A 21,680-nucleotide genomic window follows, 5' to 3' on the forward strand; every position below is an offset into this window, starting at 1 on the left:
GGTCGCGGGGGCGAGGCTTCAATAGGAAATGGTCTGTCGGAAGGAGGGGGTATTCGAGGTGCTAGAGATCGAGCGACAGCTGCTGTTCCTGGGCAAACCCTTTCAGCCATGACGCTTTCATCGCAGGATGACGGTACGGGCAGCTACACACCCGTAGCCCTTTCTGGGCGGCTGCCGCACCAGCAGCTTCTACAGCCGGATGAGGGTTGTTCTGATGACGCCTATCCAACGGCTTTTTGGCTTCAGTAGCATTTTCCACTGGCTGAGTCTCCCGAAGAGCAAGTCAGTCCAACTGTAGATCCACGTTTGGGCGATTTTTCTGCAAAAAAGCATAAGTTTGATATTTAAGTCGATGGTTTCTCGATCAAGTTGATTGAATTAACCAATAGTGCGACGAATGGCGCGATTTTTCAGTCGCATAATAGTAGATTCTGCTGATACCGGAGTTTCGAACCATGTGGCTGACTTAATCCACGCAACAAAATCCTCCCCAGATTGACCACTTCTCCCTTGAAGCACAGCAAGCTCGCCGGACAGCTCAATGTGAAGCCGTTCAGTGTCCCAGTCGAAGGATTCAAGATAGTCGCTGCCGAAGCGCTCGGAGTTAAAAAGCTCACGCACAAAGTGGCGAGCGGTCGAAGAACTCAGATCGCTGTAGTCTTCAGCGTAAACGTCGGACGTCTTCCATCCAGGCAAGATCCAAGATGCAAGTCTGGCATTATCGGTGATCCCATAGTAGTCCGGTGCATTGACGCTACTCTCATCAACGTATCGCCAGTACAAGCGTCCCAGGTCAGGATGATCCGCCGCTACCAGAAACCAGCCTTTAGAGTTCCTCACTTCATCATCGTCCAGCAACATTTTTAACACCCTCCGCAAGTGGAAAAAAGGGGAGGGGATGACGCTGGATCATCTCCCTTCCCCAGAAACCTCACGATTGGGGGCGGAAAATTAAAGCCCCCCAATCCAGTTAGAAGTGAGGGTCAGTATCCGGGTAGAAATCGGAATCATGACTGCCTTGTGAATCTGGTTGGTTCCGTTGCGGGTTGCCTTGCGAGGGCGATGGCGATGGCGACTGCGGCCGGCTGTTCTGCTGAGACGACTGGCCCTGTGAGGGAGCCAAGTTCACCATGCTGATGCGGTGCGGCAGGATGGCTACCCGGGTCGCCTGTACTTTGAGAGCTTCGAACTCGCCTTCGTCGGTTTTCCAACTGTCCATTACGGCGCGGCCGGTGACCTGAACGCGCATGCCTTTCTGGAACAGATTCGCATAGTGCGAGGCGTCTTTGTGCCACCACTCCACGTTCGCCCAGAACCCCCCACGATCTTCATAACCCCCACCTTCTTTCGGAATCGAGTTGTCGAAGTAAACGTTGATCCGCAACAGTCGCCGCGGCTCCTTGTTACCGTTCGGGAATTCCTTGAACTCCGGGGCGGAGCCGATGTTGCCTTCCCAGCCAGAAATGGGTGTGCCCATGATTTACTCTCCGAGGTTATTGGTGCTGCGATTGGTTGGTGTGCTGCTGCAGGCGCGCTAAGTAAGTGGCCTCTGCCTGGCCCATCTTTTCTGCACACTCGGAGGCCTGCTTGGCGATCGAGTGAATCAGGCTCATCTGCATGTTGAGGGTGATGCGTTGCTGTTCCAGAGCGAGCAGGTCCTGCAGCAGGGTTTCAGGTGTTTTGGGGGAGCGGACCATACCGGCCCAGACACCGACGCCCATTCGCCGATCCATTACCTTCTGCCAGCGCAAGAACATCGTGCCGGCCTGGGTGTTTTGTTCAGTCATACGAACGGGCAGTAGTGGGAAGGGATGCCGCTTGGTCTGATCCAGTACTTCCTGGGCAAGCGCTTTCAGACCCGCCTCAATGGCTCTGCATTGATCCGCTAACTGGTCCAGCTCCCCCTTACCTTTAAAAGGCTTTAAAAGGCCTTTTAGTGATGCACCGTGTTGCAACCCCTGGAAGGCATCCTGTTGCAGTGATCGGAAGGCAGTCTGTTGCAGCGCTCCCTGATTGCCAGTGGTCTGCCCCATGGCCATCAGTCCTCGACACCTTCATCGAAGTGATCTGGCTGTTCAGCCTGTGGCTGGCCACGAGTGATCGGTGGCGCGAAGTTGGAGCGACGGGTGCCTTCCAGGATGTCCTGGGGAATTTCCCCATAGCGCTCGTACATTTTGCGGGCTGCTTCAGCCTTGGCGTTGTTGGCTGCGAAGTCATCGCGCGCAGCTCCTGAATACTTGTAGAGCTGGGCCAGGCCAAACAGCTTACGCAGTACCGCGGCGCCTTCATCAATCCACATTTCCATGTCACGGCGCCCGATCAGACCAACATGCTGGGCCAGTAGGATGCGTCGGACGATCTCGTCATAGTTGGTCAGCAGGTAGACGGCCTGGAACCCTAGTGGGTTGGAGATGAAAAGGGGAAGGCTGACCGGCTGGATAGAGAGGTTATTGCTAATAGTGATTGCTGGAGGCAGCTCGGCCATCGCTGTATCCAGGCGGTCCTCAATAGTCTTGAGTGCATCCTTGGACTCATTGATCTTGTCTTCCAGATTGATCATCCACCAGTCGGAGTAGGGGTCATCCTGCTGGGCGCCACGGGACATACGATTGACGATGGAGCAGAACCCCGACAGGCCGATGATGCCAGCCTTGGCGTCAGTCTTAGGACGGCCCATCCAGATCCGGGCCGCGTGGTGAGTATGGAGGGTCAGGTTCACATCACTACGCAGGGAACCGATGTTGAGCCGGTAGTTGTCAGCCATGGTGCAGTTTTTCCTTGGGAAGAGGAGAGACGTGCTCATGCTGCAATCCGGGTGCTGCTACTACATCAATAAATGCATAGTCCGATGGAAGGGATTTTGTTGCAGATGAAATGGGAGTACAGCGCGAGAGCGGATGATCGATACCTATATAGGCATTGAGCTCGTTGCTCAGGTTAGGTGTTGCGGGCCGCAACACTTTGCCGGGATTCGATACCGGCGCTCAGCTCCTAACCGAGTGATGCGACCTGCATCACTTGCCGGTTGCCGATGATGAGTCTGTGTTCTGTCCAGGTGTTGCGGGCCGCAACACCTTGGCGATTCCGCCTCTTTCAGGCGAGCCGCCTAGAGGGGCCAGTTTGTTCGTAGCCTGGTTAGCTCTTGCTCTAATGCGCACAACTCTTTGTTGAACGCGGCCAACTCTGCAAGGCTGTATTCAAAGCATTGCTGCGCACCAGTGGGAAGTCCAATGACATTGACGATCTTGTGACGGTGCGCCTCGACGCCCCATCGACCGTGGACCATCTGATTACGCTGCGCCCGAGCAGCGTGCACACGCTCAATCCAGCGTTCATAGGCCGCACGGCGTTTGGAGCCGGCCGATAACTTCTCTGCGACTCGCGTCGATAGTGTTTTGAGCTTCTTATGGATGTTCTGCCCTTCGATTGATTTCGATGGGGTTTCTAATTTTGCACCGTTGCCCAAGGACGCCAAATAGAGCCCTAAATTCCCATCGATGGACGAGAACGCGAAGAGCATCTGTCCGAGTAACGATGCAGCCTCAGCTTGCATCGTTACTCGACGTGCCCACAGTTGTCCGGCTGTTTCGCCCGGGTCAGGCGTTGAATTAGGTTCCAAGGCTTTCTCGCATTCGTAGTCTGGGTGGTGCAGAGTTCAGCACATTATTCCGTAGGTCTACTCCTGGGCGTTCTCTGCCGGTCGCTACCACGTGTGCTAGTCAAGTCGGATGCAACTGACTGGTCAACGGCAATGTGATTCGGGCCGAGTCACCAGCAGGTTGCCGACGCAGGAATCCAGATCCTGCTGAGGTGTTGCGGGCCGCAACACCTTGTCGAAAGCCGGCGCTGATGTACTGATAGAGAGGTGTAGTCCACACGACGCCGGCTTTGGATGGGGACGAGCTGTACTACTTCACTGGTCCGGTAAGTTAATCGCTTTAAATGTTTCCGTTTCTACCGTTGAGTATTGGGTCTCCCAAACCGGAGCTGACTGATCATTGCGCTGATCTCATGCTTAGCTGCCGCTACCGTTTCAGGGGGCCGGTCTGCACCACGAGACGCATTGGGTGCTGGCGTCTTAGCCGCCGATAAAACGAATTGTGGATTGGCCAGAGTCTGATCCACCGCCGACGCGGGTGGTGCGGACGAGGCTGCTTCTGTCCCAGCTTGGTCCTCCGGACTCCAGTTACTGTTGAACTCCCCACGCACCGCTTTGTTGACAAGGGTCAGCAGGTATCCGACAGGGTTTCTTAGAGATCCGCCTTCGCAGCGATGCACCCATTGCCGGATCAGGGCCGGTTTCATCTCCGTGGGAACTTTCTGCATGGCCTCCACCGCACTCTGCTTCTGATCTGCCGGTAGGCGCTGCAGGGCTTGGAGCAACTCTGTCGCGACGACATTCGGGTCAGGCGGTACATGTACAGAGCTTTTACAAACATCTTTGTGTGTATCTGTATACGTACTATATGAGTTCGGAATCCGAACTGAGCGGGAACTCTGCGGTTTTAGGCTTGGTTCGGACTCCGAACTGAGCGGAAAAATGGGTTGAATGCCTGAGTTGTCACTGAGTTCGGAATCCGAACTTAGTGGAGACTGGGTGGAATCCTGCTGAGTTCGGATTCCGAACTCAGTAGTTTTTGTGGCTTCTTCGCCTTGAGTCTCCTTGACCCACGCCTGTTCGCTCAGTCGTTCAGCTATGACATCGAGTCGTCTGGGCAGGCGATTACCTACATCAGGATCTGCAGCAAACTCTCTCCAAGCGATCTCTGCCACCTCACGAATCGCTTTGTTCTGGTGTTCCATCGATTGGTTGAGTAACTGCACGTAGTCCTTGTCGAACTCGATCGCTTCTGCAGGAGAAACAGGTTCATCGTGGAGTAGGTAGACGTTCCCCTGAACCTGGCCGCTCAGATCATTGCGCACACGTCTTCCCAGGCTTAGCCATCTGGTCAGGCGAAGCGTGACCAATGCTTTGGAGATGGTTTCTCTGGAGGCAGCTTTGCCAGGCTGCATGCCGAGGTAGGGGCGTAGCTGATCGTAGGTAGGGAAGGCTGTAACCCCATCATCGTTGATGAGTAGGCGGAATACTTGCCACGCATTACGTTCAAGAGGAGTCAGTCTGTCATCGAGAAGAAGTCGTCGAGGTACGGTCTCGTGAGGGTTCCCGCTGAATATGATGCCGGAGTAAGGAGAGGAGCCAGTCACCTCCGTAGGTGCTGACTCCTTTTTCTGAAGCAAATGAGCCTCTAGGTGACCCGAGGCCGAGTCTAAAAGTGTCGACAAAGGAAACCGTGACAACTTCATAGTTCGGAGTCACCTTCCACTGATGAAGCCACGACAGACGGTCGTTGATTCGGAGTTGATACCAACTGGAGCTTCCGAGGGCTCCAGTTCTTTTCACGGGAAGGTGGGTAAAGCCCATCCTTAATCCAGGTTTGAATACGGTTCCAGATGATGGCCAAGCTGAGGTTCTCAGCCGTCTCATCGGTGTCCCCGTTTTGTGGTGAGTTCATTTCTTCAGCGACAAGCATGGCGATATCAAGCATCGCAATACTGTCCTCGAGCTCGACCTGGTGCTCCTTCATCAGATGGGACCAGCGGTACCAGAGGGCTGCATCAGTCTCTTCACTGAACTCCCGCCAGCGACCTCGGCGCGCAGTGACGCCCATCATCAACCGTTGAAGGGCGACGTCTTGTGGTGACAAGCCAAAGAACTGTTGCAACATGTTGGTGGTCCCGCCGAGGCGAAGAGCACGTTCGATCATGCGCACTTCTTCATCGGAGCGTTGAGCTCCGGTGAGAATTTTTTTCACCATCTCCCCATCGATCGTTACGCTGCACCAGGACACAGGCGTATTGAGCAGCAAGCTCAATGCCGCTGGCTGCTGGATCTGGGCCAGAATCTCAGGCTCCAAGCCCATCTCAATGCAGCGTCTAAGCTGGCCGTTGCGAACGTTATGCAGCACTTGAGAAAGAATGGCCTCGTTTATTGGGGTCTTGGACATTACGGATCCTCCCTGCGATTACTCCGCATCAGCTTTCAGCCTGCGTCGTTGTTTCATTGAGGGACCTGATTTCTAGATCGATCAAACGTCTTGCTAGCCGGATGATGCGGAATAGCTTTACGAGAGCTCCATCACTCAACCGTCCCTCGTCGTTTGGTGGCAGGTCTTTGGTCGTGGGCTGTCCCAGGAGTAGTTGACCGAGTCCCGCTGCAAACTCGAATTCGGCAAGTGCATCTGCTGGTAGGTCGGATTGCAGTTGAATCATGTTCAATGCAATGGCAATCGACCCACTCAATGACTGAAGCAGGGTCAAGGTGTGTTGAGCTGTTGCAGACACTTCAACGTCACCCTCTGGGTGGCGATAGCTAAATCCGACCCCACCTTCCACCTCGAAGATCTCGCCAGGCGCCTGCACGGATGTAGCCACCTCGCGTGCGAGCTGTGCAATGTGCAGCCGAAGCTGGCTCGGGGAGTCGATCTCTCGTTCTATGTACCAAAGGTCGGAAATAGGATGTAGACCACCTGCCTGTACTGGGATTGCCCTCAATGCGTTTGCTGCAAAGTCTGGCAGCTCTTCACCGTCCATTGCGGCAAGCCGCTGTTTCACCTGTTGGACACGAGCACTGGTTGTTACAGGACTTGCCACGTGCCCATTCAAGCGAGCTTGCTTCTCTTCATCGCTCAGTGCTGGGAGTGACGGAGGGTTGGGATGAGTGCGCTCAGGAGTGTTTCGCGACGTCTGCTGGCCACCAGTCGTCTCACCTGGGGCAGTCTTGCCACTCTCTGTAGCACCTTGGCCTTGTGGTGTTGGTTCGGTACTGGCGATCCCTGTTGTGCTTTGCGGCATCTCAAGAACAGGAGTCGATCGACGTAGCTGATCGTGGCCTTGAGTGATTTCTAAGAGAATGGCCTCATAGCCCAGTCCCAAAGGTTCCTTGAGTTGATGAATCAGCTCGTCCTGGAAGCGCTGGAGCAGGAAGTCTTCAGCATCGCCTTCAAACTGGGCCAGTACGTCCTGATAGATCAGATCGTAGTCATCCTTTCGCTCGACGTCCTTGAGGTTTACCTCCCAGCATTGCAAGGCAGTCTTTCGAAGAGACAGCAGTTTGACGATCCGATCGACACCGAGCCCGGAGTAAAGCACCCCAGGTATTGCCGGCAAAAGGAAGCGAATTGTGTCCTGCATCCGACTCAAGTGAGAGGCGGATACAGGGTACCCATCGGCGCTCAACCGCCGGGAGAGTTCACGTAGAGAGATTTTCTCGCCTGCCTCCTGCTCATAAAGAGTTCGAGCTTGGTCGACCCCAATGGCTCGCTCGATGAACAAAAGTTGACCCTGCAGGTCGTTTTCTGCCAGGTGCCCGGTCAGGGAGATGATCTCTCCCCGCAAGGCGTCCCATGGCCTGAACAACGAGTGAAACCTGAAATATTTGTCGTCCCCTGTTTCCCTGTACAACTCATTGAGAATCGCAAGGCGAGTGTTGCCACCATTCCTGATCCTATATTTTTCCTCACCAGGCCGGCGGGTGACGGGTGGGGGAGTATCCAGACCGCGTTGACGGATCGACTCCTTGATTTCGTCATACTTCGGGTTGCGGGTGGTACGAGGGTTTGAGTCCCAGGGAAGTGTTTGATCCAGGGTCAGTACCAATGGTGTATCCACAATGGGATCACTCATGCGTTGAGCAGCAGGAGCATTCTGCTGAAACGCTGGTTTCAGCAGTTGCTCCTTCATTGAAGCGATTGAAGGTTTCATGCTTCTGCTCCAGCGTGCATTACCGCAGTGCCGGTAGAGGAACCGGAAAGGAGCTTGTCGATGATTTTGTTTGCGCGCTCGAGTGCTGTTTCAAGTTCCGTGGTGTATTCCAGACGATGGACGATCTCGGAGTTCATCGACCGGTCGTTCGATCTCGCCTGACGTGCGATTTTATCTCTCATTCCGTCCGGGAGACGGACGACGAATTTCTCTTGGAACTGACGTTGTGGTTGGTTGCTCATGGCATTCTCCAATTCTTGATCTATGCAGGTTCTTTTCAGCGGCTCAGCGACGCTTCAACTGGTCAGTCAGTTGGGTGGGCAGGCCCTTGATGATCAGGGTGCCGGCCTCTTCGTCGTGCTCGATCCTCGAACCGAGCAGGTGTGCCTCGAAGCTGATGGACAGGCCTTCGGCCCGGCCGGTGAACCGGCGGAATTGGTTGAGGGTGCGCTTGTCCGCCGGGATCTCCGGCGACAGGCCATAGTCCTTGTTGCGGATGTGATCGTAGAAGGCCTTGGGGCGGTCCTCGTCGATCAGCTGCGAGAGTTCTTCCAGGCCCACGGGTTCGCCGAGCTTGGTCTGGCTGCTGGCGTAGTCCACCAGGGTCTTAGTCTTTTCCCGAGCGGACTCTTCTGGCAGGTCTTCGCTTTCGACGAAGTCGTTGAACGCCCTGAGCAGGGTGCGGGTCTCGCCCGGACCGTCGACGCCTTCCTGGCATCCGATGAAGTCGCGGAAGTACTCCGAGACCTTCTTGCCGTTCTTGCCCTTGATGAACGAGATGTACTGTCTCGACTGCTCGTTGTTCTGCCACTCCGAGATATTGATCCGCGCAGCCAGGTGCAGTTGGCCCAGGTCCAGGTGGCGGGACGGGGTCACGTCCAGCTCGTCGGTCACCGCTACGCCTTCGCAGTGGTGCAGCAGGGCGATGGCCAGGTAGTCGGTCATGCCCTGCTGGTAGTGGGCGAACAGCACGTGACCACCGACCGACAGGTTGGATTCTTCCATCAGCTTTTGCAGGTGCTCGACCGCGACGCGGCTGAAGGCGGTGAAGTCCTGGACGCCATTGAGGTATTCCTTCAGCCAGCCGCTGAAGGGGAACGCGCCTGACGTTGAGTGGAACAGCCCCCAGGCCTTGCCCTGTTTGGCGTTATAGCTTTCGTTGAGATCGGCGAGCATGTTCTCGATGGCTGCGGATTCAGCCAGTTCGGAATCGCGAGCGTGCAGAACTGCGGGGGTGCCGTCGGGTTTTTTGTCGATCAAATGAACGATGCAGTGACGAATAGGCATCAGCGTGCCTCCTGAGTAGATTGGTTGTGGAGGCGATCAGCCCGACGCAGTTGTGCTTTGGCATTGAGGCCAGAGCGGTGATCGCTTGCTGTGCTAGAGGTGAAGATCGATGCGAAGCCGGGCTTGGTGAACTTGATGTGCCCACCAGCGCTGCGAGATACGCTCCAGCCACTCGCGACTGCAAACTCCATCAATTTGCGTAGACCGTTCCGAGAAGTGCGGACTGGGCTATTCATCGGTCATCCCCTCCTGCTCCAGACGGTTTCCTACCTGGATAGCGATGATTTCGGGCTCATGACCAGGGAACTTCGTACCTAACTCAGTCAGGAAAGCTCCCGTGGTCTCCCTCGGCCCTGGGATGCGAAATACCACGGTGCAGTGCTGAACCTCTGCACGAGGCTCCAGGTGGGCCATTACCGAGACCTTGAGCGAGCAGTTGTTCAAGTGCCGAGGAACCCAAACTGCCCAGAAGTAGTTCGAGAGCAGGGCTCCGGCACAGATGAGATCTACTGAAAGGGTTCCAGACGAGGTGGGGTTGAGGGTGATGTAACCGAGATCCTCGAACTCCTGCAGATCTGCTTTCATGCTGGCCGCGACTACAGTGCTGTGGTCGCGGCCGAGTCTGCTGATTGCCTGTGCGAAGGCATCCAACTCGACGGAATTGATGCCTTGATTGAAGGCATACGCGACGGTCGAGGCATCAAATGGAGCGTTGGCCTGTATCGATGGAAAGAGGGCGGCGTTACTTTGCATGCGTCACCTCCTGCAGTTCCTCGATGCTGTAGCTTCCGCAAGATGGGCAACGCAGAATCTCCTCCTCCCCATCGGGGGAGGTCGGTACCGGTATGCAGTGACGGACTTGGCTTAGCTGAAAATGAGAGTTACAGCTCGAGCACCAGTGTGTGATTTGATTTGGCAAAATGGTCTTCATTCGGAGACTCCTTGCCAGGTACTGGCACTGAGGTTCGCAAAGCGTGTTTGGCTCGGGATAAAAGCCGTTCTAACCGTGCCAGTCGGTCCTTGGCGTTGCTTCCCGATAATCAGTTCAGCGATACCCTTGAACTCGGTTTGTGGGTGATAGACCTCGTCGCGGTAGACGAACATGATCACGTCCGCATCTTGTTCAATCGCGCCGCTATCACGTAGATCCGCATTTACCGGCCGCTTGTTTTGGCGAGTCTCAAGAGCTCGGTTGAGTTGAGATAGCGCGATAACAGGGCAATCCATCTCTTTAGCGAGTGCTTTCAATGCACGAGAAATAGCGCTGATTTCGTTGGCTCGGTTCTCCTGCCCTGGGCAGTTCATGAGCTGCAGATAATCGATCATGACCAGTGAAGGCTTGCCGTACTTTCGGGCGTAGCGCCGTGCCTTAGCCCGAAGTGCTGCAGGCGTAAGGCCCGCTTCGTCGTCGATGACCAAACGGTCGCCGTAGTTGTTCATACGGCTTACGGCAGCAGACAGTTTTGGCCAGTCCTCATCCCCTAGTGCACCTGTCAGCAGGTTGCGCAGATCGAGGTGACCCAGAATTGCGAGAAGCCGGTAGATCAGTGCATCGCCAGGCATTTCCAGGCTGTAGACCTGAACTGACTTCTTGGGCTCCTTCTGCAGCGCAGAATCAACAAAGTTGAGAGCCAAAGAGGTCTTTCCCATCGAAGGGCGTGCGGCCAGGATGATCAGATCGGCGGGCTGCCAGCCTGTCGTTTTCTCGTCCAGGTCATCCAAGCCGGAGGGAAGGCCGGTCAAGGTCACGTTCCCGTTAAAGCGATCATCGATCTGACCAACAATTTTCAGTAGACGCTGGTTGAGGTTGATGGATTCTGTGGGGGATTTGTCCTGGCCAAGGGCAAACAGCTGCTGCTCAATGGACTCCTGGACCTCGTCTGCACTCGCCTGCTGGTCTGCTGCCTCTCGTGAGCACTGAAAACCCAGCGACATGAGTCTTCTCAGGTGCGAGCGATTTCGAACAATTTCGGCGTAATGTTCGATGTTGGCCACGGAGGGGATGTTTTTGGCCAGCTCGCCCAGGTACGCCAAACCACCAGCGGCAGCAGGCTCTGGCAAGGCATCGTGGACTGTGACCACGTCAAAGGGGGTGGCTTTCCCGGCGAGAATGGCTATGGCACGAAAAAGTACGCGATGCTCATGCTTGAAGAAGTCCTCTTCCACCAGTTGGTCAGCAATCAAGTCCCAGGTGTTGTTATCGAGCAGCAGCCCACCTAGAACGCCTTGCTCGGCTTCGACGGAGTAGGGAGGGGAGAGATCGAGAAGGCTCATTTCTCGCCCTCCTGGCCAATCTGCAGGAACCCACTGCCGTTCGCTGCGCCCAGAGCTTTGACCATGTCCACCTCAACCTTGGCCGAATTGATCATCACTTGAGCAACTTCTGCCACAGCCTTCGCACGATCGAGCTCCATTGGTTTGTCCTCATCCAGCAAGCCCTCGATGGTGACGAACAAGTGGTTGCGCAGATCTTCAATCTTGTTTTTCATGCTCGACCTCCCGAATTACGCGCTTAAGCCTGCCCACGGCACGAATCGCCGATTTCAGTTCTTCCGGGTATCGATGGATGGTATTGCGACGCATACGCTCCGCACGGGTAATCAGTTCCAGGTTTTCCAGCACGATTCGGGATTTGTTACCGTCGATGAAGCACACGCATTGGCCGGCTGGGACTGGGCCGTTGTGCTCCTCCCAGAGGAGTACATGAATGGGAATCCAATCCGCAGGTGGGTAACCGGTGTCTGTTACCTTGCGCTGCAGATAACCGTCGGCAGTACGTGTGCTCCCGATAGGTTGCCAGTTGTTTGGCTTATGCCCTGGTTTGAACTGAGTTTCTTTAGCTCGACCGTTGACGGCGATACCTTTAAGCCCCGTGTTCCAAGGTTTTTGGCCGGGTTTGAAAGGTTTGCCAAGATGAAGAGAACTTACCTGGCGGCCGCAGTCAGCCAGAATCAGCCGGAGTAACTCCTCGCTTTTTTTCAGGCCCAGCCGGCTTGCTTTGCCATAAATCTGTTGAACCGATCGACCGAGGTCGGCAGCGATGGCTTCATTTCTCTCATTCGAGTAGCGAGCCTTGAGCACTTCTTCTTCCTCTGCAGTCCAGTACCGGCGCGAGCGGGGAGGCTGGACCGTTAAGAGCTTGGAGCGTGCGTGTGTCAAAGCAGCCAGTGCCAGCGGGGACAGCTTGAACTCTGCGCTCATTGGCCACCTCCAAAAATCAAAGCGGTGTGGCGCTCTTTGCCAACACCACGATGGAGGGTGGCTTTCTCCCCCTGGCTCCAGCCGGCGATCATCGAACCTGTGTCGTGACCTTTGGCCACCAATGGCTCAATCGTCTGTGTCGTCAGTTGGGGGTGATGAAGTTCCAAGTAGGCCTTGATCTCCCCTTGAGTCGCGTCATCGATGCAACCGGCGAATTGAGCGACTTTGAAGGAGACGGCATTCAGCCAACCTTCGGCAAACAACTGACCACGGTGGCGTTTGGTTTTCAGCTTGCAGCGCTTTTGCTGTGCGACATGTTCACGGCGGGCTGCGACCAACTGGTGATGCAGCATTGAGTAGGTGTAAGCCGCCAGCTCAGGCGATATTCCCTTGCCCAGGAATTTGAATGACCACCCACTCACCGGGTTGAAATAGGCAAGGTGGCTGCAGTCGAAGGCTTTTGCGCAAGTTGCTGCCAACGAGTGCAACCAGTTTTGAGGTGCTCGGCGTGTATTGGTAACAACACTCACCTCGTCGACGCTGTGTGCCTCAACCTCAGTGTGCTCGAGGTTGTATCGCTTCATCAGGTTTCGGGCATGACGCAGGGCAGTTTCAACCTCGTTGGCAGATGCGCCATTCGATTTGGCCAAGGCCATCAGCTTGGTTACTTTGCTGAGGACTTTCTGTTTGTCCATCATTTTGGCTGCTCCTCCTGAGTGAAGGACTTGCAGCTGCAATTGGGACAAACCATGTCGGAGCGGCTGTGATCTTTTGGGTGCGGTTTATTTATCAGGTCCGAGCGAACACCTTTCCACCGGCAGCGACGGCATTTCCAGAGGGGCTCCATGGGCGTAATGCCCCGGGCTTCTGTGATGGAGGGCTTGGCCATATCAACGGCCCTCCTTCACCAGCTGGGCTACCCGCTCCTCGGTCATGGCTTCGAAGCGCTCACGCCATTCGGGGAAGACCTCGATTGCCAAGTTGCGAATGACCGTCAGCGCAGACGGAGCAACCTGATCCGCAGGTTTTTTGTACTGCAGCCGATGCGCAGGTATGCCACGGGTCGAGGAATTACGAAAAATCACAGCCTCGGGGATGGTGGTGTCCAAGACCGTTATTTCAGGACTGTCCTGGAAGATTTCACGGACAGACTGCTCAATCATTCGGGAGTCATTGGTACGGTCGAGAGTGTTCACCACGATCTTGATTTTCGGGATCGTCAGGCCTAGGCGCCCATAACTTCTCAACCCATCCAGCATCTGCAAGGTGCCGCGGTTGAACTCGCGTGCAGCGAGCATCTCTGGCGGAAGCGGAGAGATTGCGAGATCTGAGGCCAAGATGACCATTTCCAGCAATGCCGATCGGGCGCCTTGGGTGTCGATCAACACTAGGTCGAAAAGATCTTCGAAGGCGGGCATCAGGTTTGCGAGCCGCAACCGTCCGTCAGGTGCCTGTAGCAGCAAATTTATGAGTTGGTTGTTTGCGTCGTTCGACAGAATCAGGCTGAGATTCGGGATTGAGGTGCTTGAAACGATCCGAGTCGGATCGGTCACATTGTGAGCAAGAAGGTCGTAAATACCGCCTTGGGCTTCCTCATCCAATTGGTAATACGACGAAAGGGAGGGTTGGACCGGGTCCAGGTCTATGAGGAGGGTACGAAGGCCGGAGTCAGCGCAAAAAGCACCAAGATTAGCCTCGATAGTGGTCTTGCCTACGCCGCCTTTGGTCGAAACGACCGATGTGATTTTCATTTTTGAAGCCTCTAATGTGGGGTCATTAGAGACTGCGAAGTCATGCTTGTACTGTCACAGGCCTTATTTTACAGGAGCTCCAGTGATCCTGGATCCAATTGTCTTTTAACCAATTGGTCGTAGGTTCGAATCCCACACGACCCACCATTTTCTAGCAGTATTTAAAATCCGAAAGGCCCACGAAAGTGAGGATTTTCGGGTTTTTTTTTGCCTGCAGAAAAGAGGGGGCGGGGCTGGAAGGTGTTCAAGGTACAACAGGGGCCTCTAAGGTCTACGTACTTGTGATGGTTCTACCGCGCTTCTGTCGGCCCATACCGCCCATGGCCCTTCAAGATCTTGTGGCTTCAGCATTCTCCCCCTCATGAAGGGAGCACAGGCCACTACCCATCCATGTCGTCTCACATGCACGAACGCGTTGCGACGATGCGTGCCTGCACCAGACCCGATGCCATTCGGCCACTCAAAGGCCGCGATCGGACAGCATCCGGTTCGATACGAAAAAGCAGAATACATGCCACATGCACCTACCAACTCTGGTAGTTGCCGGTGCTCAAGAATGCCCGAATGATGATCCGGCCGCTCACTCGTCCTTATCAATGACTCAAACAACGCTCGCCGGCACGCGGGTGACAAGGTCGAGCGTTCCGGCACGACGCTCACTTCATGTCACAGGACGTTACGGGAGACAGAGTTATGTTGGATATCGGAACCTCGGATACCTTGAAGTACGATTTCGGCGGAAGGTCATACACGATCCAGATTTACAAGGACAATCAGGACGCGAAAAAGTATTACATCGTTCCGCAGCCGCAATTCGCGATCGCCACGAGCGGTCTGCCGGAATTCTCGCTGCAGCAGTTCACGAATGGCGCGGGCGTTTCCGGACAGTGCAATTTCCAGACTGTACTGCAAACTCCGCCGGGGGCCATCGAGGCCGTGCAGCAGAAGTTCGGCAGCGACGTCCGGATCGGCGGCTGGGACTGGACTCTCGGTACCACTTGGTTCAACTACCAGTATCCCGACAAAGACGGGCAGATACACAGCTATTCGGCGGTGGCCTGGCCTTCTCTGGCGCCGACCACCGGTGATATCGGGCAGGCGAGCGCCCGTGCGTCGTTCTTGATCTCCCTGCCGGACCAGGCCGCGGTCGCGGCGTTCATCACCGCGTTCAGCAGCCCGGGTGGTGGTGGCACGTACGATGTCCAGTACCAGATGCACGTGCCGGGATCGTTACCGGGCGTGACGGTCACGATTGGATTCGACTCGAGCGTCGCCTATCAGTACGAGCAGACCATCCAGGTCGACAAAAACGTCTGGGGTTCGGAAACCAGCCGCACCGTCGAAATCAATCAGTACCTGAGCCAGTCGCAGTCCGGCACGATCGATTATATCTGGGGCAAGATCGACCCGATGTCGGCGCAGGGGCAGGCGATCACCAACTGGGCTCAGCAAACCCTGCAGAATGCCGTCACCCAGTCCGTCAACGCGACCATCGCGATGATGCAGACGAACAATCCATCAGGAAACGACTACTCCTTCAGCATGAGCCAGGTGAGTTCGTTCTCGTACACCTACTCGCAGAACACGGTGGTCGATTGGATTGCGCAGTCGTCGAGCCTGCTGCCTGCCTTCCCGGCGGATGTGTGGGATCGGGTCTACAAGGTGGTCGACTACACCCCGCTCTCGGTCGTGTTCCAGCTGACCAACGTCGACCTGATCAGCGCCGGGGTCGCCTCGGTGCAGGTTCTGGTGCAATCGCCGTCGGGCAACGACTCCGCGACCCTGACCAAGGACAACACCAGTTGGCCCTTCAAGCGCCCCGCGGTCAGCAATCCGGATGGCTCGCCCAACCTGCGCTATTCGTACAAATACATCGTTACCTACACGGACAAAACGTCGTATGAGTCGCCGACGATCCAGGGCGACGCCGCCGCCGTGGGAGGCGCGAGCGTGACATTCACTGCCGGTTCGCTCGCAGCGCTGGCCGTTACGTTCCAGACGTCGGGCATCCAGTTTGGGACCTCTGCGCAATCGGTGCGGCAAGTGCAAGTCGACTTCGTATTCGTCAATACCAACGTGGCACCCGGCCAGGCGGCAGAGGCCAAGACGCTGAACTATGTGTTCTATGCGAACGAGGAAAAGTGGCCCGTATCGTTCCTGACCGCGCTCCCTTATACGACGAACTACACCTACTCGGTGATCTACGTCATGGGCGACGGTTCGCGCGTGTCCCTCGCGCCCAGCCAGCCAACCAACCAGAACTCTGTGCAGATCGGATCCCCGCTGGCCCTGCAGCAGGTCACCCTGTATCCGGTATGGACGCCGGGCATGGAAAACGTCTATGTATCCGCGTACTACGTCGATCCGGACAACAGCATTTCGGTGCAGGGCAATGTCTGGCAGGTCGACCAGAAAGGCGATCCGATCGACCCGTGGAAATTCCTCGCGCCGAACAACAAGAACGCCTACTGCGACGTGACGGTGCAATACGTAGACGACGGCGAAATCATCGGTTACCCGACGCCGTGGTACGTGCCGCAGCGGCAACCGATCAACGTTACCGCAAAGCAGACTCCGACCATGGTGACCATCGATCCGTCGCTGATCCAGTGGAACCTGTATGACATGGTCAAGATCGACATCTACCTGCTGAATGCGACCGGGCAACCGATCAAGCAGCACCCGTTCCAGTTCCTCAAGGGAACGGGCAGTCAGTACTACTCGTTCATGCTCGACGGGCAGGAGCCCAGCCTGACCTGGTACTACTCGGGTGCCTACTATCCGAAGGACGCAGCGCCAGTCGTCATCCAGCAGACGAAGATGACATCGGCGTTGCTCGTGCTGCCAAGGACATGGAGCGAGAGGCAGGTGCTGGCCAACGAACGGCCCTACCTCGTTCCGCAAGAGCATGCGCACGCGATCGAGGCAGCTCACCTTCGTCTGATCACGGGCGTCAACGTGGCCAGAGAGGAAGCGCTCACGAGTGTGAAATAACGTGCGCCACCGCCCGGCTTGCGCCGGGCGGACTGCAATGTCGCGGGGGCTGTTGCCCCCGCATTCCTGCACGCACTCATAGGTTCGGAGCCACCATGGCGAACATCCTCTATCGCATCGTCGGTCACGGGCTGGACGGGGATACCCCACCGCTCAGCTTGATCGTGCTGAATCTCGTTTATCTCGACACGGAGCACAATTACTGCGCGAACCACTGGTGCGCGCTCACCGCCGCGCATCCGGAGGACACGTGGCAGTTCGACCCTGGCCCCGCCACCGCCGGCGGCGTCCTGTATGAGGGCCAGCAATTCGGCCCCACCGGCGAAGCCACGCCGATTCCGCTCACGGTGGCCGACGGTACGACGATCCAGGTCGGCGCCGGCATTCCCGCCACCACCGCTGTCACCGTCACACCGCTGCTGATCGACTGGACCCGGGTCGCGCGCATCGACGTGGAGCTCGCCGGTCATTCGCTGACCTTCACCACCGCCAGCGCCACCGCCCGCTGGCTGTCGCTGCCGCCCGCAGGTTACCCATGGACGGCGACCTACACGCTGAACGACGACTCGACCTGGGTGCAGTCGGGCGCCGGTTCGACGCCGCTGCTTGTGCTACCGGCGCTGCCGCCCGTCACACCGGTCACTTTCTCGCCGGTCGCGGACTACTTCGAAACGCTGCCGATCGAATCGATCGCGCTGACCGTCGCCAACCCGGGCGGGGCGCCTGGTCACAACGTCTTCAATCCGGGCCGCACACAGCCATGGTCGACCGGCATCTTCCAGACGGCGATTTCCCCGGTCGCGTGGTGGCTCGACTACCACTATCGCTACGTCGTCACGTTCAAGCCGGAGGCGGGACTCCAGCCGTTCGACTCGGGCGAGATCGACGGGCTGGGCGCGACATCGATCACGCTCGACGAGGTCGGCATTCGCGACTTCGTCCTCGACGGCCAGATGCCCGCCCTCATCCAGAGCGTCAGCGTCCGCTATGAGTTCGGCGGGAATAGCGAGAGGAGCGCGCTGCCGGTGCGCCTCGTCGCGCGCAGCGACTATACGCCGGGTTCGTTCTCCTACTGGCTCGAGTACACGATCGCCGGCAAGACGCCGGACCAGGCCGGTCAGGAGACCGGCACCGTCATCCAGCCCGGCGCGCAGCCCGCCCTCGCGTTCGTCAAGGCCGAGTCTCCGTTGCAGGAGAAGTCGGTCACGTTGACCGCGCACAGGCTCGGCGTGGGGGATCAGGTGCAGCTTGCGCTCAGCACGAGCGAATCGGGCAACCTGGGTATCCCGTCATGGACATGGGCGATCCAGGGCTTCGGTCCGGCGGGTGTCACGCTCGACCGCGTCCATCCGTCCATCACGTACCGGTACATGGTGGTCGATCCGGATTCAGCCGCGACCAGCTTCGCGGGCACGCTGCAGGTCAACGATGAGCTCACGCCGTTCGATATCCCGACAGCCGCCGTCAGCGTGGACATCACGCCTCATACGCTGCCCGCGTCGGTCACGCTCGATCCATCGCGGATCGACTGGAGCGTGAACGAGCAGGTGAAGGTGACGGTAACGTTCACCAACCCGCCAGGCGACGGGCAAGACTTCACGTTCACCCGCGAAAGCGGCTACGAGTATGCAAGTAGCACATCCGTCGACGGTGTGACGCCGATCTACGATTACCTTGCCCTTTATTACCTGGCAGACGGGACGACGCGTATCGAGTCCGCGAACAATCAGACGAGCATGCTGCTGGTTCTGCCCCCGCGCGGCACCGGGCAGGGATAGCGCGATGGCCTGGCACCCGGCACTCGAGCGCACGCTGCAGATCGCCCGGCACTTTCACGGCAACGACGCGGAGCAGGCGCGTGCGCAGCTCCTGCGCCTGCTCGACGATCGGGTCCGGGCGGCCGACGGCTTCACGGGCAGCCTGCTGACCATGAGCGGCTTCCCGGTCGAGATCGCGTTCTCCACCGCTGACGATGCGTTGCGCTATACGTTCGACCCGGCGCTGCCCGGCAGCGATCCGCGCGGCAGGGTCGATACCGCGCTCGGGCAGCTGGCGGCGCTTGGCGCCGCGCCGGTGCCTGCGTCCACCGTCGACGCGGTTCGCCGGCTCCAGGCCGGTCATCCGCTGCGCTTCGGCGCGTATGTCGGTGGGCGGCATCGCGCGGGGCAGTGTCGCACCAAGCTCTACTTCGAGGTGCCGAAGGATGCGGCGGCCGATGCCGACGCCTTCGCCGCCGAGGTGATCGGCAGGCCCAAGTCGCTTCCGGACAAGCAGCAGCACATCGAGCTGATCGGCGTGGACCCCGACTCGCAGCGCACGGAGTTCTACTCGCGAATCGAAGGCATGATCGCGCCGGACCTGGTCGCGCTGCTGGCGCGGGTGAATCTTGCGTCGCGCTACCGCGAACTCGTCGAGCTGTTGGGCGAATGCTGCGTCCTGCCGATCTGGCGCGAACTCCCGGGCGATCTGTACGGTTTCAGCTATTCGGTCTCGGCGCGTGGCGAGCCAACCGCGTTCACGCTCTACACCCACGCACGCGCGTTGTTCGGCGGCGATGGACGGACCCGTGCGCGGATCCTGGAGCTTGGCCGGCGCCACGGATGGGATCTGCGTTTCTACGCGCAATTGACGGAGCCGCTCGCCGCGCTCGACGACCCGACAACCCATCACACCATGTTTGGCATCACCCTGTACGGCGACGCCGGACTCGGCGTCACCTTTGGCGTTGCGCCGCCACTGGAGCCGACATGAGCGGCGTCCACCCGGGCGCCAGCGCAGCCGCGCTGGATGCGCTGCTCGCCGCGCAATCGCCCAGCGGTGCGTTCGGCTCCATCGTCGATCTGCCGACAGGCCCGGTCGCCGACGAGAACGGTTTCGTGACCGCGCTGGTCCTGCATGAGCTCTCGGCATGGCCCGCGACACCAGCGCTGGCCGCGGCACGCATGCGCGCGCTCGACTTCCTGGCGTGCTGCGAGCGGCCGGACCGGCGCGGCGCGTTCTCGTTCTATCCGCCCGATCGACAGCCGGAGTGGATGCCCATTGCGCTGTTGCCGGACGCCGACGACACCGCACTCTTCACCCTTGCGCTGGTCGACGGCGGCCGCTGGCCGGCGCAGCAGTTGACGCTCGCCGCGCGCCGGGTGCTCGAGGCGTTTCGCCTGAGGTGGGTCGCAGCCGATGCAAGGCCCTGGTATCGCGAAGGCGTCTATCTGACCTGGCTGGATGAATTGGTCTACCCGAACATCGTCGATCTATGCGTGAACATCAACGTTGCTGCATTGCTCAAGCGTGCGGGGCCTGAGCATGCCTGCGCACTGGCCGCGATCGTCGACATGGTGGATGCCGGACTCGCGTGGGCGGGCACATCGCCGCAGCGAGCGTTCCTGCTGACGCCTTACTATCCGCATCCGGCCGAACTCGGTCATGCGATCGATCGCGCGATCCGCCTGGGTGTGACCGAGTTGCTGCCGTGCCGGGACAAGCTGCGGGACCTTGGCTGGTCGTACGCGGCCGATCCTGCCGGCTGGCCGCTCAATACCCCGGTCTGCAGTTCGGACGATGGGCGAATCGTCTGGCGTGCGCCTGTGCTCCAGCAAGCGCGGCAACTCTGTCGTCGCCCGTCAGCCATGACGGCTGCGTCATTGCCCGCAGCCACGACGCCAAGCCCTTAGTGAAGAGGGCGAGCCGTATTCCAGATCAAAGCAAGCTCGGGCAGCACGGCACGTCGCATTCTCCTCGAGCTACGCGCTCTAGCGGCGTAGTGAGCATCTGCGACACGCATAAGCGCGACTGGGGGTTGCGCAACATCGATGTGTCCGAGGGCCGCCGAATGAAAACGCATTTTTGAGGCGGTGGGCATCAAGACCGCCATGGACCTGGCCAGGGCCGACCCAGTGGCACTGCGTCACCGGTCTGCTGGCGTGCCTTACAGCGGGGTCAGGACATTCATCACGGTGTCCAGGGCCACGCGGGTGTCGTCCAGTTGCACCAGCGAGGCGTGCCGGGCGCCGAGGGCGTCGCGATTCTTGATGGCGGTCAGGATCGCCTTGTGCCGGGGCAGGCTGAGACGCTGGATGTCGGGGCGGCGGTTGGTGATGCTGATGGACTCGCGCAGCGGCAGCGACAGCATGTTGCACATGTAGGCGAGCAAGTCGTTGCGGGTGGCGTCGGCGATCGCCCGGTGAAAATCCAGGTCGGCCTGCAAGAGCTCCTCGTGGGTCTTGGCCGTCTCCATGGACTGGTAGGCTTTCTCGATCACCGCGATGTCCGGGTCGGTCGCGGTGGTGGCGGCCATGGCGGCGATTTCCGGCTCGAGGATGCGGCGCACGCCGGCCAGGGTGTTGAAGAACTCGCTGTGGGGCGTCGACTGCATCAACCAGGACAGCACGTCCGGGTCCAGCAAGTGCCATTTCGCCCGTGGCCGCACCACCGCGCCGACCCGTGGCTTGGAGTACACCAGGCCCTTGGCACTGAGCACCCGGGTGGCTTCGCGCAGCACCGAGCGGCTGACCTGGTATTCCTCACACAGCGTTGCCTCCAAGGGCAATCTATCTTCCGGCTTGAAGCGTCCGGAGACGATGTGCATGCCCAGATCCTGAACGATCCGGGCATGCATGCTCTTACGGGGTTTGGAAGGCTGGTGATCCATAACAGGGAGGCTGCTCTGAAGAAATTGGCTGCATCATA

The 21,680-nt window shown here is 58.2% G+C and carries 23 protein-coding genes and 1 pseudogene; 5 read left to right on the top strand and 19 right to left on the bottom strand.

Annotation, left to right across the window (positions count from 1 at the left end):
• Positions 1 to 61: 61 nt before the first annotated feature.
• The 18 genes from PVZ80_RS21235 to PVZ80_RS21320 form a co-directional block, all read right to left on the bottom strand.
• Complete coding sequence (locus PVZ80_RS21235) at positions 62 to 259, bottom strand: CrpP family ICE-associated protein (protein WP_420030063.1); 198 nt, start codon at positions 257 to 259, stop codon at positions 62 to 64.
• A 119-nt stretch (positions 260 to 378) separates the two neighbouring features.
• A complete protein-coding gene (locus PVZ80_RS21240; RefSeq protein ID WP_124374049.1) occupies positions 379 to 861 on the bottom strand; it encodes a hypothetical protein in 483 nt (160 codons plus the stop codon).
• Between the two features lie 109 nt (positions 862 to 970).
• The gene (locus tag PVZ80_RS21245) at positions 971 to 1,477 is read right to left on the bottom strand and encodes a single-stranded DNA-binding protein (protein ID WP_124374048.1); all 507 of its coding nucleotides are present in this window, start codon (positions 1,475 to 1,477) and stop codon (positions 971 to 973) included.
• Positions 1,478 to 1,493: 16 nt separating this feature from the next.
• Positions 1,494 to 2,033 carry a DUF3158 family protein gene (locus PVZ80_RS21250; protein ID WP_273864513.1) on the bottom strand — a complete coding sequence of 180 codons (540 nt, stop codon included), beginning with the start codon at positions 2,031 to 2,033 and terminating at the stop codon, positions 1,494 to 1,496.
• 5 nt (positions 2,034 to 2,038) lie between these two features.
• The gene (locus tag PVZ80_RS21255; RefSeq protein ID WP_124374046.1) at positions 2,039 to 2,764 is read right to left on the bottom strand and encodes a PFL_4669 family integrating conjugative element protein; all 726 of its coding nucleotides are present in this window, start codon (positions 2,762 to 2,764) and stop codon (positions 2,039 to 2,041) included.
• A 342-nt stretch (positions 2,765 to 3,106) separates the two neighbouring features.
• Positions 3,107 to 3,553, bottom strand: coding sequence for a hypothetical protein (locus PVZ80_RS21260; protein WP_124374045.1), 447 nt, complete (start codon positions 3,551 to 3,553; stop codon positions 3,107 to 3,109).
• Positions 3,554 to 3,954: 401 nt separating this feature from the next.
• Positions 3,955 to 5,304: an STY4528 family pathogenicity island replication protein gene (locus PVZ80_RS21265; protein WP_124374044.1), complete on the bottom strand. Its 1,350-nt coding sequence runs from the start codon at positions 5,302 to 5,304 to the stop codon at positions 3,955 to 3,957.
• On the bottom strand, positions 5,301 to 6,005 hold the full coding sequence (locus PVZ80_RS21270; protein ID WP_124325284.1) for a DUF2857 domain-containing protein: 705 nt from the start codon (positions 6,003 to 6,005) through the stop codon (positions 5,301 to 5,303). Before PVZ80_RS21270 ends, PVZ80_RS21265 begins: the two co-directional genes overlap by 4 nt.
• A gap of 28 nt (positions 6,006 to 6,033) precedes the next feature.
• The gene (locus PVZ80_RS21275) at positions 6,034 to 7,761 is read right to left on the bottom strand and encodes a ParB family protein (protein ID WP_124374043.1); all 1,728 of its coding nucleotides are present in this window, start codon (positions 7,759 to 7,761) and stop codon (positions 6,034 to 6,036) included.
• Positions 7,758 to 8,003, bottom strand: coding sequence for an Arc family DNA-binding protein (locus PVZ80_RS21280; protein ID WP_124374042.1), 246 nt, complete (start codon positions 8,001 to 8,003; stop codon positions 7,758 to 7,760). Before PVZ80_RS21280 ends, PVZ80_RS21275 begins: the two co-directional genes overlap by 4 nt.
• A 43-nt stretch (positions 8,004 to 8,046) precedes the next feature.
• Positions 8,047 to 9,048 (bottom strand): nucleoid-associated protein YejK, encoded by a 1,002-nt coding sequence (gene yejK, locus PVZ80_RS21285; RefSeq protein ID WP_124374041.1) that lies wholly within the window; start codon positions 9,046 to 9,048, stop codon positions 8,047 to 8,049.
• The gene (locus tag PVZ80_RS21290) at positions 9,048 to 9,284 is read right to left on the bottom strand and encodes a type II toxin-antitoxin system HicA family toxin (protein ID WP_124303374.1); all 237 of its coding nucleotides are present in this window, start codon (positions 9,282 to 9,284) and stop codon (positions 9,048 to 9,050) included. Before PVZ80_RS21290 ends, yejK begins: the two co-directional genes overlap by 1 nt.
• On the bottom strand, positions 9,277 to 9,801 hold the full coding sequence (locus tag PVZ80_RS21295) for a hypothetical protein (protein ID WP_124374040.1): 525 nt from the start codon (positions 9,799 to 9,801) through the stop codon (positions 9,277 to 9,279). Before PVZ80_RS21295 ends, PVZ80_RS21290 begins: the two co-directional genes overlap by 8 nt.
• 174 nt (positions 9,802 to 9,975) lie before the next feature.
• Positions 9,976 to 11,322 (bottom strand): replicative DNA helicase, encoded by a 1,347-nt coding sequence (gene dnaB / locus PVZ80_RS21300; RefSeq protein WP_124374039.1) that lies wholly within the window; start codon positions 11,320 to 11,322, stop codon positions 9,976 to 9,978.
• The gene (locus PVZ80_RS21305) at positions 11,319 to 11,537 is read right to left on the bottom strand and encodes a hypothetical protein (protein ID WP_038634497.1); all 219 of its coding nucleotides are present in this window, start codon (positions 11,535 to 11,537) and stop codon (positions 11,319 to 11,321) included. The genes dnaB and PVZ80_RS21305 overlap by 4 nt, the downstream gene beginning before the upstream one ends.
• Positions 11,521 to 12,249, bottom strand: a complete 729-nt coding sequence (locus PVZ80_RS21310; protein WP_273864514.1) for an HNH endonuclease signature motif containing protein — start codon at positions 12,247 to 12,249, stop codon at positions 11,521 to 11,523. The genes PVZ80_RS21305 and PVZ80_RS21310 overlap by 17 nt, the downstream gene beginning before the upstream one ends.
• Entirely contained in the window at positions 12,246 to 12,944 is a 699-nt protein-coding gene (locus tag PVZ80_RS21315) for a DUF2786 domain-containing protein (protein WP_273864542.1), read from the bottom strand. The genes PVZ80_RS21310 and PVZ80_RS21315 overlap by 4 nt, the downstream gene beginning before the upstream one ends.
• Before the next feature lie 195 nt (positions 12,945 to 13,139).
• On the bottom strand, positions 13,140 to 14,000 hold the full coding sequence (locus tag PVZ80_RS21320; RefSeq protein WP_124374035.1) for a ParA family protein: 861 nt from the start codon (positions 13,998 to 14,000) through the stop codon (positions 13,140 to 13,142).
• A gap of 693 nt (positions 14,001 to 14,693) precedes the next feature.
• Between PVZ80_RS21320 and PVZ80_RS21325 the strand changes: the two genes are divergently transcribed.
• The 5 genes and pseudogenes from PVZ80_RS21325 to PVZ80_RS34065 all read left to right on the top strand — a co-directional run.
• Positions 14,694 to 16,994: a hypothetical protein gene (locus PVZ80_RS21325; RefSeq protein WP_009050463.1), complete on the top strand. Its 2,301-nt coding sequence runs from the start codon at positions 14,694 to 14,696 to the stop codon at positions 16,992 to 16,994.
• 95 nt (positions 16,995 to 17,089) lie between these two features.
• Positions 17,090 to 18,772: a hypothetical protein gene (locus PVZ80_RS21330; RefSeq protein WP_016703391.1), complete on the top strand. Its 1,683-nt coding sequence runs from the start codon at positions 17,090 to 17,092 to the stop codon at positions 18,770 to 18,772.
• 4 nt (positions 18,773 to 18,776) lie between these two features.
• Positions 18,777 to 19,745: a hypothetical protein gene (locus tag PVZ80_RS21335; RefSeq protein WP_028683230.1), complete on the top strand. Its 969-nt coding sequence runs from the start codon at positions 18,777 to 18,779 to the stop codon at positions 19,743 to 19,745.
• Positions 19,742 to 20,665: a hypothetical protein gene (locus PVZ80_RS21340; RefSeq protein ID WP_028683229.1), complete on the top strand. Its 924-nt coding sequence runs from the start codon at positions 19,742 to 19,744 to the stop codon at positions 20,663 to 20,665. The genes PVZ80_RS21335 and PVZ80_RS21340 overlap by 4 nt, the downstream gene beginning before the upstream one ends.
• A gap of 80 nt (positions 20,666 to 20,745) precedes the next feature.
• Positions 20,746 to 20,905, top strand: a pseudogene (locus PVZ80_RS34065) (DNA polymerase V subunit UmuC); the annotation flags it as partial.
• 14 nt (positions 20,906 to 20,919) lie between these two features.
• On the opposite strand, the gene PVZ80_RS21350 reads toward PVZ80_RS34065, so the two are convergent.
• Complete coding sequence (locus tag PVZ80_RS21350) at positions 20,920 to 21,642, bottom strand: FadR/GntR family transcriptional regulator (RefSeq protein WP_009050459.1); 723 nt, start codon at positions 21,640 to 21,642, stop codon at positions 20,920 to 20,922.
• Positions 21,643 to 21,680: the final 38 nt, after the last annotated feature.

Origin of the sequence: Pseudomonas sp. B3G-3 (assembly GCF_028640915.1) — a bacterium.
Classification (GTDB): Bacteria; Pseudomonadota; Gammaproteobacteria; order Pseudomonadales; family Pseudomonadaceae; genus Aquipseudomonas; species Aquipseudomonas chlororaphis_I.